Source organism: Glutamicibacter sp. PAEs-4 (assembly GCF_051161755.1).
Classification (GTDB): Bacteria; Actinomycetota; Actinomycetes; order Actinomycetales; family Micrococcaceae; genus Glutamicibacter; species Glutamicibacter nicotianae.
Genome location: NZ_CP195017.1, coordinates 506,371 through 518,191, shown reverse-complemented (window position 1 = coordinate 518,191; position 11,821 = coordinate 506,371). Strand labels below are relative to the sequence as shown.

Sequence of the window (11,821 nt, the reverse complement as noted above, 5' to 3'; positions counted from 1 at the left end):
GAAGACATGAACCTCGAAGAACTGGATGAAGGCGTCAAGGACGCGCTGAACAAGGTCTTGGGCACCGCCCTGGGCGTAGCCCGCGAACAGCTCGAGGAGCAGGGCGTGTTCCTGCCTTTCGCCATCGCGCTGGAACCGCAGGAAGGCGAAGATGAGCCGGAGCTGCGCCTGATTGCGGTTCCGCCAACGGACGATCCCGAGGATCCGGAAGCCGACATCGACACCGAAGCCATGGTTGCCGACCTGATGCAGGTGCTGAACCAGCAGGGCACCCACTTCCAGGCCATCGCCGTCGCCTCCGACGTGCTGCTCCAGGACAATGACCAGGACGCCATCCACATTGTTGCCGAGCACCGCATCGGTGCCGCGCTGGCCATCGTGCAGCCGTACACCATGCCTGCCGAGCCAGGCGGAGAATGGCACTTCGATGAGCCGGCGGCGGAGTCGGCGGAAGCCATCTGGGCCAACGCGCTCTAGCCCGCATCGGGTGCGTTCGGGGTCGGCATAGTCACTATGCCGACCCCGAAGCGCTTTTCCCGCGTAGAGTGGGAAGCATGAAACTCAGTGCCTTCACCGACGTGTGCCTGCGGACCGTGATGGTCCTGGCAACTCCCGGCACTGGGCAACTGACCAGCCGCGAGATCGCCGATTCGGTCGGGGTTCCTTACAACCACGTTGCCAAGGCAGTCCTGGAACTGCGCACGCTGGGCATCCTGCAGGTCACCCGCGGCCGCAACGGCGGCGCCGCCTTGAGCAGCGAAGCGCTGGATTTTTCCCTCGGCGGGCTGCTGCGCAAATTGGACAAGCGCACCGATATCGTGGACTGCACCGATCATGACGCGCAATCCAACTGCCCACTCTCGGGCAACTGCCGCCTGCGGGCGGTCTTCCGCCAGGCACGCGAAGCCTTCTACGCCTCGCTGGATCCGCTGACTATCAGGGATATCTGCCCGACGTCAGCAGCGGAGCCCATCACGCTGCTCCCCTTCCCTACGGTGCGCAGCATTTCCTAGTTCCACTTCACCCATGAAGTGATACCGGTCACTTCTGTTGCGAAACCGGCCAATTGATTTGCAATCCTTTTCTACTGAGCGTAGAAATGAATCATAAATCTTGTATTTCAGATACAAGTAATCACCTACGCCCAAGGAGACCCGATGCTGTCCACCAAGTCCTTCCCGGTCATTGAAGCCACGCTGCCGATCATCGCAGAGCGCATTTCCAGCATTACCCCGAACTTCTACAACCGCCTGTTCGCCGCCCACCCTGAACTGCTCGACGGAATCTTCTCCCGCTCGAACCAGAAGAACGGCACCCAGCAGCAGGCCTTGGCAGGATCCATCGCGGTCTTCGCAACCTACCTGGTCAAGCACCCGGGCGTCACCCCGGAAACCATGCTCGCCCGCGTGGCCCACAAGCACACCTCCCTCGGTGTCGTCGAGGAGCAGTACCCGATCGTCTACAAGCACCTCTTCGATGCCATCGCCGAAGATCTGGGCGATGCACTGACCCCGGAGATCGCCGAGGCCTGGACCGAGGTGTACTGGCTGATGGCCCATGCGCTGATCAAGATCGAGAAGGGCTTGTACGCGCAGCAGGCCAACGCCGAGATCTACACCCCGTGGAAGCTTGTCGAACGCACCGAAACCGGTGTCGATTCGGTCAGCTTCAGCTTCGAACCAGCTGACGACACCCCGGCAACGGTCGCCAAGCCAGGGCAGTTCGTTTCGGTCCGCATGCCGATGGCCGACGGCATCCGCCAGGTTCGCCAGTACACCCTGAGCGGCGATATCGAGCAGACCAACCGCCGCACCATCACCGTCAAGCTGGATGTGAACGGCGAATTCTCCCCGGTCATCCACAACGACCTGAAGCTCGGCGACGTGCTCGAGCTGTCGAATCCGTATGGCGATCTGGTCATCGATGAGGAGGGCGCGCCGCTGGTGATCGCTACCGCTGGCATCGGCTGCACCCCGAGCGCCGCCGCGCTGCAGACACTGGCCGCACGCGGCTCCAACCGCAAGGTCACCGTGCTGCATGCAGACCAGGAAGTGGGCGCCTGGCCATTGCGCGAGCAGATGCTCGATTCCATCGCCAAGCTGCCCCAGGCCACCCTGGGCACTTGGTTCGAACGCGGCGAACTGCCGGAAGAGCTGAACGCCAAGGCCGGCTACATGGATCTGACCGATGCACTGGCCGAGGACGCCGAGGTGTACCTGTGCGGCCCGCTGCCATTCATGCATGCGGTGCGCAGCCAGGCGCTGGAAGCCGGCATCCCAGCCGAGCGGATCCACTATGAGGTCTTCGGCCCGGATGTATGGCTGGCTGCCTAGCATCCAGGTCTTGCAACTGCGCTGCAGGTGGAATCATGGGGGATCCACCTGCAGCACTTTTTTGCCGCTATTTTCCGGTATCCGCGGCAGATTCCGGGTGATCGCCCTGCTACGGGGCCTTCTTCTTGAAGTCGAGCTTCTTCGGATCCAGCTTCCGCGGATCGATTTTGCCGCCGAGCTTTCCAGGCTTCTTCGCCTCCGCCTCCTGGACTGGCGGTGCCGGCAGATCGGCATCGCGGTCTTCGGATTCCGGAGCTTCGGAAGGCTGCTCGGCTGGCGCAGCCTTGGCGCCGCGTGCCGGTTTCGCGGCCTGCGGGTCCACCAGGATCTGGTGCAGCCCTTCCTCTGAGATCCACTTGCGCAGCACCGAGTTGAACAGGATCGGGTTCTCGATGTTCCATTGGTGGTGCATGCCAGGGACCACGCGCGTGATCACCTGCGGGAGCTTGGCGCGCAGCGCCTCGAAGGATTTCTGCACCACCTTCGGCTCCTTGGCTCCGACCAGGGCCAGCACCGGACCTTGGTAGGAGTCGAGCTTCTCCGGAAGTCCCCCGGGATCCATCTCGTCCATGATGGCCCGCAGGTTCTCGGCCTTCAGTTTCACGCCATGCTCGGTGAACAGCTCCCGCTCGTCATCCACCATGCCGTAGGCTCCGGCCTGGAATCGCCAGTACCACTCGCTGCCGATGAGCTTGAGCTGCATCCGCTGGAAAGCCCTGGCCGCCTGGCCCACGCCGGTCACCGGTGTTCCGGTGATCATCACGGAGTCAACCAGTTCCGGATGCCGTGCCGCCACGTGCAGCGCGATGACGCCGCCGAGGGACATGCCCACCAGGTGCACGCCGCCTTCGGAAACTTCGTCGGCGATCAAGGCCGCAACGTCATCGGCGGCGGATTCCAGTCCTTCCCAGGTTTCCTCGAACCGGGCGCCGAAGGCCGGCAGGTGGAGGGTCAGGATGTTGTAGTCGCCAAAGGCCAGCACCTGCGGGTCCCAGCTCCAGTTGCCGACGTTTCCGCCATGGAGGAACACCAGCGTCTGCATCGAACGCTGGGCATCGTGATGCCGGCCGGGATGCACTTCCGGATAATCGGTGGCATCGCGTGATGCATCGCTTGCAGGGGTCTTGTTCTGGTCTTTGGCTGCAGTCATGGCAAGTACTCCAATACCGCGTCGAGCCATTCCAGCTCTGCGGCTTGTTGTCGGATTGCATGGTCAAGTGTGGCAGCCATCAGGAAGCTGCGACGATCCGCAGCGGCGCGCATGTCAATGCCTTCGCGCTGGGAGAGGTAGTCATCGAGGGTGTACTGCGTGGCTTGGCGGCGTTCCTCCAGCAGATTCTGGATCTCATCGCGCTCGAGTTCGGCGGCAAAGAACACCTGCCCCATGAAGGGGTCGCGTTCGGGAGACTGCACTGCCCCGGCAGAAAGCCACTGGGCCAAGGCCTCGCGTCCTGCTTCGGTGATGTGGTGCTCCTGGCGGTCCGGGTAGTTCGACTGCGCGACGGTGCGCACGGTGGCGTATCCCTTGTCCACCAGCTGCGCCAACGTGCGGTAGATCTGCGCCTTGTCCGCGTTCCAGAAGTGGTTGATAGAGGAGTCAAAGTGCTTCTTGAGCTCGTAGCCGGTCATGGGCGACAAGCACAGCAGCCCGAGAATCAATCGTGCCAAAACCATAGGGCAATCTTTTCACACATAGTTGATTTTGCACCCACTTCGGCCCGGCGTGTGGAAACTGTACCCAGATTGTGACAATTCCCTGGCTGCGCATGAAAATACCCCGGCCACTGGAATTCCAGTGGCCGGGGCGTTCCCAAGTGCGGATCTGCGGGAGAACCAGTTTTGCTAGGCGCTCAGGCGGGCCTTCAGGCCGTCGAGCTCGGCGCGCAGAGAAGCAGGCAGGGCGTCGCCGAACTTGGCGTACCATTCCTCGATGCCTTCGACTTCCACGGCCCATTCGTCCTTGTTCACAGCAACGGCCGCTTCGACGTCGGCTGGGGTGTAGCCTTCCAGGCCGGTCAGGTCCAGGGACTCGCCGGTCGGGACGTTGCCGATGATGGTTTCGCGGGCGTCAGCGGTGCCTTCGATGCGCTCGATGGCCCACTTGAGCACGCGCGAGTTGTCGCCGAAGCCTGGCCATGCGAAGCCGCCGTCAGCGGTGCGGCGGAACCAGTTGACCAGGAAGATCTTCGGCATCTGCTCCGGGTTGAGCTTGTCCGAGATCTTGTCCCAGTGGTTCAGGTAGTCGCCTGCGTTGTAGCCGATGAATGGCAGCATCGCCATTGGGTCGCGGCGGATCACGCCGGTTGCGCCGGCAGCGGCCGCGGTGGTCTCCGAGGACAGGGTCGAACCCATGAAGATGCCGTTGGTCCAGCTGCGGGCTTCGGTCACCAGCGGAATGGTGGTCTTGCGGCGGCCGCCGAAGAGGATCGCGTCGATCTTCACGCCGTTTGGCGAGTAGTAGTCGTCCGAGAGCATGTCGACCTGGTCGATCGGGGTGCAGAAGCGCGAGTTCGGGTGCGCTGCAGGACAGCCGGACTCCGGAGTCCAGTCGTTGCCCAGCCAGTCGGTCAGGTGCGCTGGAGCCTCGTCGGTCATGCCTTCCCACCAGACGCCGCCCTCATCGGTCAGCGCAACGTTGGTGAAGATGTTGTTGCCCTTGGAGATGGCGCGCATGGCGTTCGGGTTGGTGGACCAGCCGGTGCCTGGAGCCACGCCGAACAGGCCGTACTCAGGGTTGACGCCGCGCAGCTCGCCGTCCTTGCCGATGCGCATCCAGTTGATGTCATCGCCCAGGGTTTCGGCCTTCCAGCCTTCGATGGTTGGATCCAGCAGCGCCAGGTTGGTCTTGCCGCAGGCCGATGGGAAGGCCGCGGCAATGTGGTACGACTTGTTCTGCGGGCTGGTCAGCTTCAGGATGAGCATGTGCTCTGCGAGCCAGCCTTCATCGCGGGCCATGGCCGAGGCGATGCGCAGCGAGTAGCACTTCTTGCCCAGCAGCGCGTTGCCGCCGTAGCCCGAACCGTAGGACATGATGGCGCGCTCTTCAGGGAAGTGCACGATCCACTTGTCTTCGTTGCATGGCCATGGAACATCTTCCTGGCCTGGTTCCAGGGGTGCGCCGACCGAGTGCAGGGCCGGAACGAAGAAGGCGTTCTCGGCTTCCATCTTGCGCAGCACGTCATTGCCGATCTTGGCCATGATGCGCATCGAGGCGACAACGTAGGCGGAATCGGTGATTTCCACGCCGTAGGCAGGTACTTCTGCGTCCAGCGGTCCCATGACGAACGGGATAACGTACATGGTGCGTCCGCGCATCGAGCCATCGAACAGGCCGTTGAGCATGGACTTCATCTTGGTCGGGTCTTCCCAGTTATTGGTGAAGCCCGCATCTTCTTCCTTTTCGGAGCAGATGAAGGTGCGCTCTTCGACTCGGGCCACGTCCTTGGGGTCCGAGAAACCGGCGTAGGAGTTGGGGAAGTTCGGATCGGTCAGCTTGACCAGGGTACCGGCTTCAACCAGCTCGGCAGTCAGGCGATCATTCTCTTCGACAGACCCATCAACCCAATAAACACGATCCGGCTTCGTCAGTGCGGCAACTTCCTCGACCCAGGATGCCAACTTCGCGTGCGAAGTAGGTGCTGCGTCGATAACGTTCTGATCCGAGCTCGTGCTCATTATCCATTCCCTCCATTGGGCTGAACTTGCAATAAATCAAGGCTAGGGTGTGCTCGATGCCCGCGCCGTGTGATCGAAACCTCATGAAAGTGAAACCCCGGGGACCAAAAAGAGGAAATTCCCGTAATTCCGGGGGTTAGGCTAACCAGCGCACCCGCATTAAGTGACTAAGGTCACGTAGACCGGTACCCTTTCAATGTCTTCACATAACCTTCTGTTCACCTGGGCCCAGTAGCTTTGCCCGTCGATTTGTACAGCGCGAAATCGACCTGTATAGTTATTCGAGGTTCGTGAGAACGAGCTGGACAAAAGAATATGCGCCCATAGCTCAGCTGGATAGAGCGTCTGTCTACGGAACAGAAGGTCAGGGGTTCGAATCCCTTTGGGCGCACAAATTGAAATTCCCACTCGGTCGAGTGGGAATTTTTTGTTTCCCGCAAGGAATGAGCCGATGAACCACGTCGCCTTGGATGGCCAACTCAGCCTGTGCCCGTTGGAAATTGCCGACGCGCGGCAACTCGCCGAGGCCTACCGGCGCAATCGGCAGCACCTTCAGCCCTGGGAACCGGCCCGTCCCGCCGAGTTCTTTACCGAAGCCCATCAGGCGGCAAGCCTCGCCGCAGCCGCAGAAGCGCGGCGGAGCGGACTAGCCTTCCCTTTCGGACTCTTCGAGCACAAGAAGCTCATCGGTCGCTTCAACATCAGCGGCGTGGTCCGCGGCGCATTCCAAAGCGCCAGTTTGGGCTACTGGATCGATCATGAGCACACCGGCCGCGGCTTGGCTTCCCGGGCCGTGGCCAAATTGCGCACCGCTGCGCTCAACGACCTGGGGCTGCACCGGCTGGAAGCCAGCACCCTCCCCTACAATCGCGGGTCGCAGCGCGTTCTCGAGAAGAACGGCTTCGTCCGCATAGGGATGGCACCGAACTACCTGAAGATCGCCGGACGCTGGCAGGATCATTACCTCTACCAGGCGATCTTGCACGATTAGCAGGCTTCCAGCTCCGTCGATTCCGAAGTCGACTAGTTATTTTGTGAAACACCGCACTTTTGGCCGTTTTGGTTATTGCTCCCGGAAAATCTCGTGTAAAGTTATTCAAGTCGTCAAGACGGCAAGCAATTGAATAAGCGCCCATAGCTCAGCTGGATAGAGCGTCTGTCTACGGAACAGAAGGTCAGGGGTTCGAATCCCTTTGGGCGCACAAGTTGAAATTCCCACTCATTCGAGTGGGAATTTTTTTGTTATTCCTGCTGATTCAACGCAGGCACCGCGAGGGACTAGTGCGAGGCGCGCAGCACCAATTTCGTGTCCATGATGCTCCACTCGGGTACCTGTTCCCCGTTGATGCGCTTGATCAGCAGCTCCGCCATGATCTCGCCCTGGCGCTCCGGGTTCTGCGCAATGGTCGTCAACGGCGGGGTCGAGCTCCGCGCGAAGGAATCATCATCGACCGACGTGACCGAAATGTCCTCGGGAACTTTCACGCCGGCCTCGGCCAGGGCCTGCAGGGCGCCGAAGCCCATCTGGGCGCTGGCGGCAAACAGGCCGTCGACCGCGAGATTAGCATCCAGCAGCTGCTGCATGATCCGCCGTCCGCTCGCCGGGGTGAAGTCGCCGATCTCGATAGCTACAGGTTCCAGCCCGGCGTCCTCAACCGCCTGCCTGAAACCCACCAGCCGGTCCAGTCCCGCACCCATGTCCTGCGGCCCGGCAATCGTTGCCAGCTTGGTGCGGCCCTGGCCAATGACGACCTCCGTCGCCTGCCTGGCGGCGGCAATGTTGTCGATATCGACAACATAGATGTCCTTCTGGTCGGTGCTCATGGTGCGACCGCCATAGACCATGGGCAGCACGTTTCCGAGATCAGCATAGGAGCGGTCATCTGCGTGGTGCGAAAGCACCAGTGCGCCATCCACGTTGCCGCCTTGCAGGTAGCGGGTGGTCTTTGCCGGATCCGCTTCGGTGGACAGCAGCAAGGTGAGCATGAATTCGGTGCCGGCCAGGTACCGGGCCACGCCCTGGACCACCTTGGCGAAGTAGGGATCGGCAAAGAACTTCGCGGTGTTCTCGGGGACAACCAGTGCAACGGAATTGGTCCGGCCCTGCGCGAGGGAACGGGCAGCGCGGTTGGGCACATAATTCAATTCGCGGATCGCCAATTCAACGGCCTTGCGGGCCGCGGGCTTCACCCGATCCGAGCCGTTGACCACGCGGGAAACCGTGGCGCGCGAGACACCTGCGCGTTCTGCCACCAACTCTAGGGTCGGCTTCGGACTGCGCGCTTCGTGCATGCTCATGTTCTGTACCCAGGTGCCTTGCAGTAGTTCGTCGTGGAAACGCGATGGTGGCCCGCAGCACCGGCTGCGGGCTGCGGGCCACCATGCTCAGGTGTTATGCCATTGTACGGTTCGCGGCAATCAACCCCGCGTAGGTCCGGCCGCTATTCTTGATCGTCCGTTCCTGCGTCTGGTAATCGACGTGGATGATTCCGAAGCGCTTGGCGTAGCCCCAGGCCCATTCGAAATTATCCAGCAAGGACCAGAGAAAGTAGCCGCGGACATCCACGCCATCGCCGATCGCGCGGGCGACGGCATCGAGGTGGTTGAGGATGTATTCCTCGCGTTCGGTGTCTTCGATGGTTCCGGCCTCGGTGACCGTATCCGTGTAGGACGCGCCGTTCTCCGTGATGTACAGCGCCGGCATATTGCTGTAGTCGCGCTTCAGGCGGTTCAGCAGCACGCGCAGCCCCTCGGGATTCACCTCCCAGCCCATGGCCGTGCGCGGCAGGTCGCGGGCCGGGAAGCTCACGTACTCGCTGCCGACAAACGGCGAGGACTTCGGCGCATCGGTGGGCACGATGGCCGGCGGCTGGCCGGGTGGCAGCGGATGCCCCGAGACGTTGTCGTCGTGGTAGTGGTTCACGCCCAGGAAGTCGATTGGCTGCGCGATGATTTCCAGGTCCCCGGGCTCGATGGCTTCGGCCAGCCCCAGTCCCTTGACGTCCTCGAGCAGGTCTTCCGGGTAGGCGCCGCGCAGGATCGGATCCAGGTACATCCGGTTCCACAGCGCGTCGATGCGGCGCGCGGCTTCCAGGTCCACAGGATCTTTCGGGTCGTTCGGCACCGCGTTGGTCAGGTTCAGCGTGATGCCGATCTGCTCGGCGCCCAGTTCGCGCAGCCGGGATGCGGCCAGCCCGTGGGCCAGGTGCTGGTGGTGCACCGCGGCCAGCGCGGCCTCGGGCTCCTGGCGTCCCGGGGCGTGCTCGCCGGCGGCGTAGCCGATCAGCGAGGAGCACAGCGGTTCGTTGAAGGTCGTCCAGTGCTTCACCCGGTCGCCGAGCTTTGCATGCACCGCTTCGGCGTAGTCGAGGAACTTGTACGCGGTCTCGCGGTTGGCCCAGCCGCCGCGCTCTTCCAGGGCCTGCGGCAGATCCCAGTGGTACAGGGTCAGCCACGGCAGGATGCCGTTCTCCAGCAGCTCGTCGACCAGCCGCGAGTAGAAGTCCAGGCCCTCGGGGTTCACCGTGCGCCCGCCCGGAACGATGCGGGCCCAGCTGGTGGAGAAGCGGTAGGAGTCCAGGCCCAGTTCGCGCATCAGCTGCACATCTTCGCGGTAGCGGTGGTAGTGGTCCACCGCAACGTCGAGATTATCGCCGCCTGCGATGGCCCCCTGCTTGCGGGCGAAGGCGTCCCAGACGGAATCCTCCTTCCCGTAGGAGTGCGCCGCCCCTTCGATCTGGGCTGCCGCGGTGGCCGAGCCCCACAAGAAGTCCTTCGGCCATGCGAATTGCTGGGATAGGTGGTTCATCATCAGCCCTTTACAGCTCCTGCCATAATTCCGGATACAAGTTGCTTGCCTGCAAGAATGAAAAGCACCAGCAGCGGGATGGTCGCCATCAAGGCTCCGCTCATCACGATGGTGTAGTCAACGTATCGTGCAGACTGCAGCTGGCTCAACGCCACCTGCAAGGTCGGGTTCTGCGGCGCCACCAGCATCGGCCACAGGTAGTCGGTCCACGCGGTCATGAAGGTGAACAGCGACAGGATCGCCATCGCGGGCCGGGCCGCTGGAACACCGACATGCCAGAAGGTTCCGATCATGGAGGCGCCGTCCACTCGGGCAGCCTCGATGAGCTCGTCGGGGATATTATCCACCAGATACTGGCGCATGAAGAAGACGCCAAAGGCTGTCACCAGGGTTGGAATCATGATCGCTCCCAAAGAACCGGTCCACCCCAGTTCCTTCATCATCATGAACATCGGGATAATCCCGAGCTGAGTCGGCACCGCCAGTGTTGCAATGACAAAAACCAGCAGTCCCTGGCGCCCGCGGAAGCGCAGCTTGGCGAAGGCGTAACCGGCAAGGGTAGAAAACATCACCACCGAGAAGGTAATAACTGAAGAAACAATCAAGCTGTTACCCAGCGCAGCCCAGAACTCCACCGAGTCAAAGACCTCAGCCACGTTAGTCCAGAACTGTCCGCCCGGAAGCAGCGGTGGCCATGCCGAAGAAAAGACTGCACCAGTAGAAGAACCAATCACAAAGGAATACCACAGCGGATAGGTACTTCCGATAAGGAAGGCCAGCAGGATACCGTAGGTGAGAAATCCTGGACGCCGGTCGGCAGAAAAGTTCTTGTTTCGGGCCTGGCGCATCAACTTGGGTCTAGCAGTTGATTGCAAGGTAGCGTTACTCATCGTTGGCACTTTCTCTGAGTGAACCGGAAGGATGGGATTTGATACGTTTGGCTTTTCGGCCTGGAATCCGTCGAGGTCCGCGCTTATCTGAAGACGAGGCGATGGTGCCGGAGATCAAGAAGTTGATCACTCCGATCACGATGATGATCAAAAACAGCATCCAAGCCACGGCCGAGGCCCGCCCAAAGTCCCCGCGGTTGAAGGCCAGATCCCACAGATAAAGCACCGTGGTTTGATACTGCCGATCAGGTCCGCCCGGAACCGAACTACTGGGGTTAAAGAGTTTGGGCTCGGTAAAGATCTGTAAACCGCCGATGGTCGCTGTGATGATCACGAAGATCATGGTGGGACGGATACTTGGCAGGGTAATGGAGAAGAAACGGCGAATCATTCCTGCCCCATCGATCGCCGCCGATTCGTGTAATTCGCGAGGTACGGCCTGCATGGCCGCCAGCAAGATCAACGCGTTGTACCCAGTCCAACGCCAGTTCACCATGGTGGCAATAGCCATGTGGGAGGGGAACACATCGGTTTTCCAGGCAATCGTGTCCAGGTTCAGTGCACCGAGCAGGTTGTTGATCAGTCCGTATTTCTCGTCGAAGGCAGTGGAGAAGATCAGCGTGACAGCCACCGGAGTCACCACGTAGGGAACCAGCACGCTCATCCGCCAAAAAGTTTTGGCCCTGATATTTTGATCAAGCATTGCTGCGATGAAGGTGGCGACCACCAGCTGCGGGATCGCAGAGAGCAGGAAGATGCTGAAAGTGTTGAACAGCGAATTCCAGAACAGCGGTGAGGCTAGTTCTGCCTGGTAGTTTTTCAGCCCCACCCAGTCACCGGCTCCACCTAGCAGGTCCCAGTCGTTGATTGATACCACGAAGGTGTAGATCAGTGGGAAGAGCCCAACCAGCGCGAAGAGGATGAAAAAGGGCGAGATATAAAGGTATGGGGAGTACTTAAAATCCAGTCGGCCACGCAGGTGCTGGCGTCGCATTTTGCGTTCTGCCTTGGCTTCCTGCAGCCTTTCTGGGGTGGGCGTACTGGGTTTTTCGGCCCGTAGTTTCGGCCGTGACATGGGTGTCGTGGTGCTCATCGGTGTCTTCTTTTCTGCTGCA

General features: G+C 61.2%; 11 protein-coding genes and 2 tRNA genes. 6 read left to right on the top strand and 7 right to left on the bottom strand.

Going from position 1 to position 11,821, the window contains the following annotated elements; all coding sequences use genetic code 11:
- Positions 1 to 6: 6 nt before the first annotated feature.
- The 3 genes from ACR9WD_RS02510 to ACR9WD_RS02500 all read left to right on the top strand — a co-directional run bounded on the left by ACR9WD_RS02510 (position 7) and on the right by ACR9WD_RS02500 (position 2,333).
- Positions 7 to 477 carry a hypothetical protein gene (locus ACR9WD_RS02510; RefSeq protein ID WP_038993806.1) on the top strand — a complete coding sequence of 157 codons (471 nt, stop codon included), beginning with the start codon at positions 7 to 9 and terminating at the stop codon, positions 475 to 477.
- A 77-nt stretch (positions 478 to 554) separates the two neighbouring features.
- Positions 555 to 1,013: an RrF2 family transcriptional regulator gene (locus tag ACR9WD_RS02505; RefSeq protein WP_038993805.1), complete on the top strand. Its 459-nt coding sequence runs from the start codon at positions 555 to 557 to the stop codon at positions 1,011 to 1,013.
- Positions 1,014 to 1,157: 144 nt separating this feature from the next.
- A complete protein-coding gene (locus ACR9WD_RS02500; RefSeq protein WP_121866134.1) occupies positions 1,158 to 2,333 on the top strand; it encodes a globin domain-containing protein in 1,176 nt (391 codons plus the stop codon).
- A gap of 109 nt (positions 2,334 to 2,442) precedes the next feature.
- Here the strand turns inward: ACR9WD_RS02500 and ACR9WD_RS02495 are convergent, their stop codons facing one another.
- The 3 genes from ACR9WD_RS02495 to ACR9WD_RS02485 form a co-directional block, all read right to left on the bottom strand.
- Positions 2,443 to 3,483 (bottom strand): alpha/beta fold hydrolase, encoded by a 1,041-nt coding sequence (locus ACR9WD_RS02495; RefSeq protein ID WP_434922647.1) that lies wholly within the window; start codon positions 3,481 to 3,483, stop codon positions 2,443 to 2,445.
- Complete coding sequence (locus ACR9WD_RS02490) at positions 3,480 to 4,007, bottom strand: PadR family transcriptional regulator (protein WP_038993803.1); 528 nt, start codon at positions 4,005 to 4,007, stop codon at positions 3,480 to 3,482. Before ACR9WD_RS02490 ends, ACR9WD_RS02495 begins: the two co-directional genes overlap by 4 nt.
- 168 nt (positions 4,008 to 4,175) lie before the next feature.
- The gene (locus ACR9WD_RS02485) at positions 4,176 to 6,008 is read right to left on the bottom strand and encodes a phosphoenolpyruvate carboxykinase (GTP) (protein WP_434922646.1); all 1,833 of its coding nucleotides are present in this window, start codon (positions 6,006 to 6,008) and stop codon (positions 4,176 to 4,178) included.
- Between the two features lie 317 nt (positions 6,009 to 6,325).
- Here ACR9WD_RS02485 and ACR9WD_RS02480 point away from each other — a divergent pair.
- The 3 genes from ACR9WD_RS02480 to ACR9WD_RS02470 all read left to right on the top strand — a co-directional run bounded on the left by ACR9WD_RS02480 (position 6,326) and on the right by ACR9WD_RS02470 (position 7,210).
- Positions 6,326 to 6,399, top strand: a tRNA-Arg gene (locus ACR9WD_RS02480).
- A 60-nt stretch (positions 6,400 to 6,459) separates the two neighbouring features.
- Positions 6,460 to 6,999, top strand: coding sequence for a GNAT family N-acetyltransferase (locus ACR9WD_RS02475; RefSeq protein WP_434922645.1), 540 nt, complete (start codon positions 6,460 to 6,462; stop codon positions 6,997 to 6,999).
- A gap of 137 nt (positions 7,000 to 7,136) precedes the next feature.
- Positions 7,137 to 7,210 (top strand) — tRNA-Arg (locus tag ACR9WD_RS02470).
- 76 nt (positions 7,211 to 7,286) lie between these two features.
- On the opposite strand, the gene ACR9WD_RS02465 is transcribed toward ACR9WD_RS02470, so the two are convergent.
- The 4 genes from ACR9WD_RS02465 to ACR9WD_RS02450 all read right to left on the bottom strand — a co-directional run bounded on the left by ACR9WD_RS02465 (position 7,287) and on the right by ACR9WD_RS02450 (position 11,799).
- Positions 7,287 to 8,306 carry a LacI family DNA-binding transcriptional regulator gene (locus tag ACR9WD_RS02465; protein WP_038990245.1) on the bottom strand — a complete coding sequence of 340 codons (1,020 nt, stop codon included), beginning with the start codon at positions 8,304 to 8,306 and terminating at the stop codon, positions 7,287 to 7,289.
- Positions 8,307 to 8,400: 94 nt separating this feature from the next.
- Positions 8,401 to 9,819 carry a GH1 family beta-glucosidase gene (locus tag ACR9WD_RS02460; RefSeq protein ID WP_083586855.1) on the bottom strand — a complete coding sequence of 473 codons (1,419 nt, stop codon included), beginning with the start codon at positions 9,817 to 9,819 and terminating at the stop codon, positions 8,401 to 8,403.
- Positions 9,819 to 10,664, bottom strand: coding sequence for a carbohydrate ABC transporter permease (locus ACR9WD_RS02455; protein WP_073707469.1), 846 nt, complete (start codon positions 10,662 to 10,664; stop codon positions 9,819 to 9,821). Before ACR9WD_RS02455 ends, ACR9WD_RS02460 begins: the two co-directional genes overlap by 1 nt.
- Before the next feature lie 34 nt (positions 10,665 to 10,698).
- Positions 10,699 to 11,799 carry a carbohydrate ABC transporter permease gene (locus tag ACR9WD_RS02450; RefSeq protein ID WP_121866123.1) on the bottom strand — a complete coding sequence of 367 codons (1,101 nt, stop codon included), beginning with the start codon at positions 11,797 to 11,799 and terminating at the stop codon, positions 10,699 to 10,701.
- Positions 11,800 to 11,821: the final 22 nt, after the last annotated feature.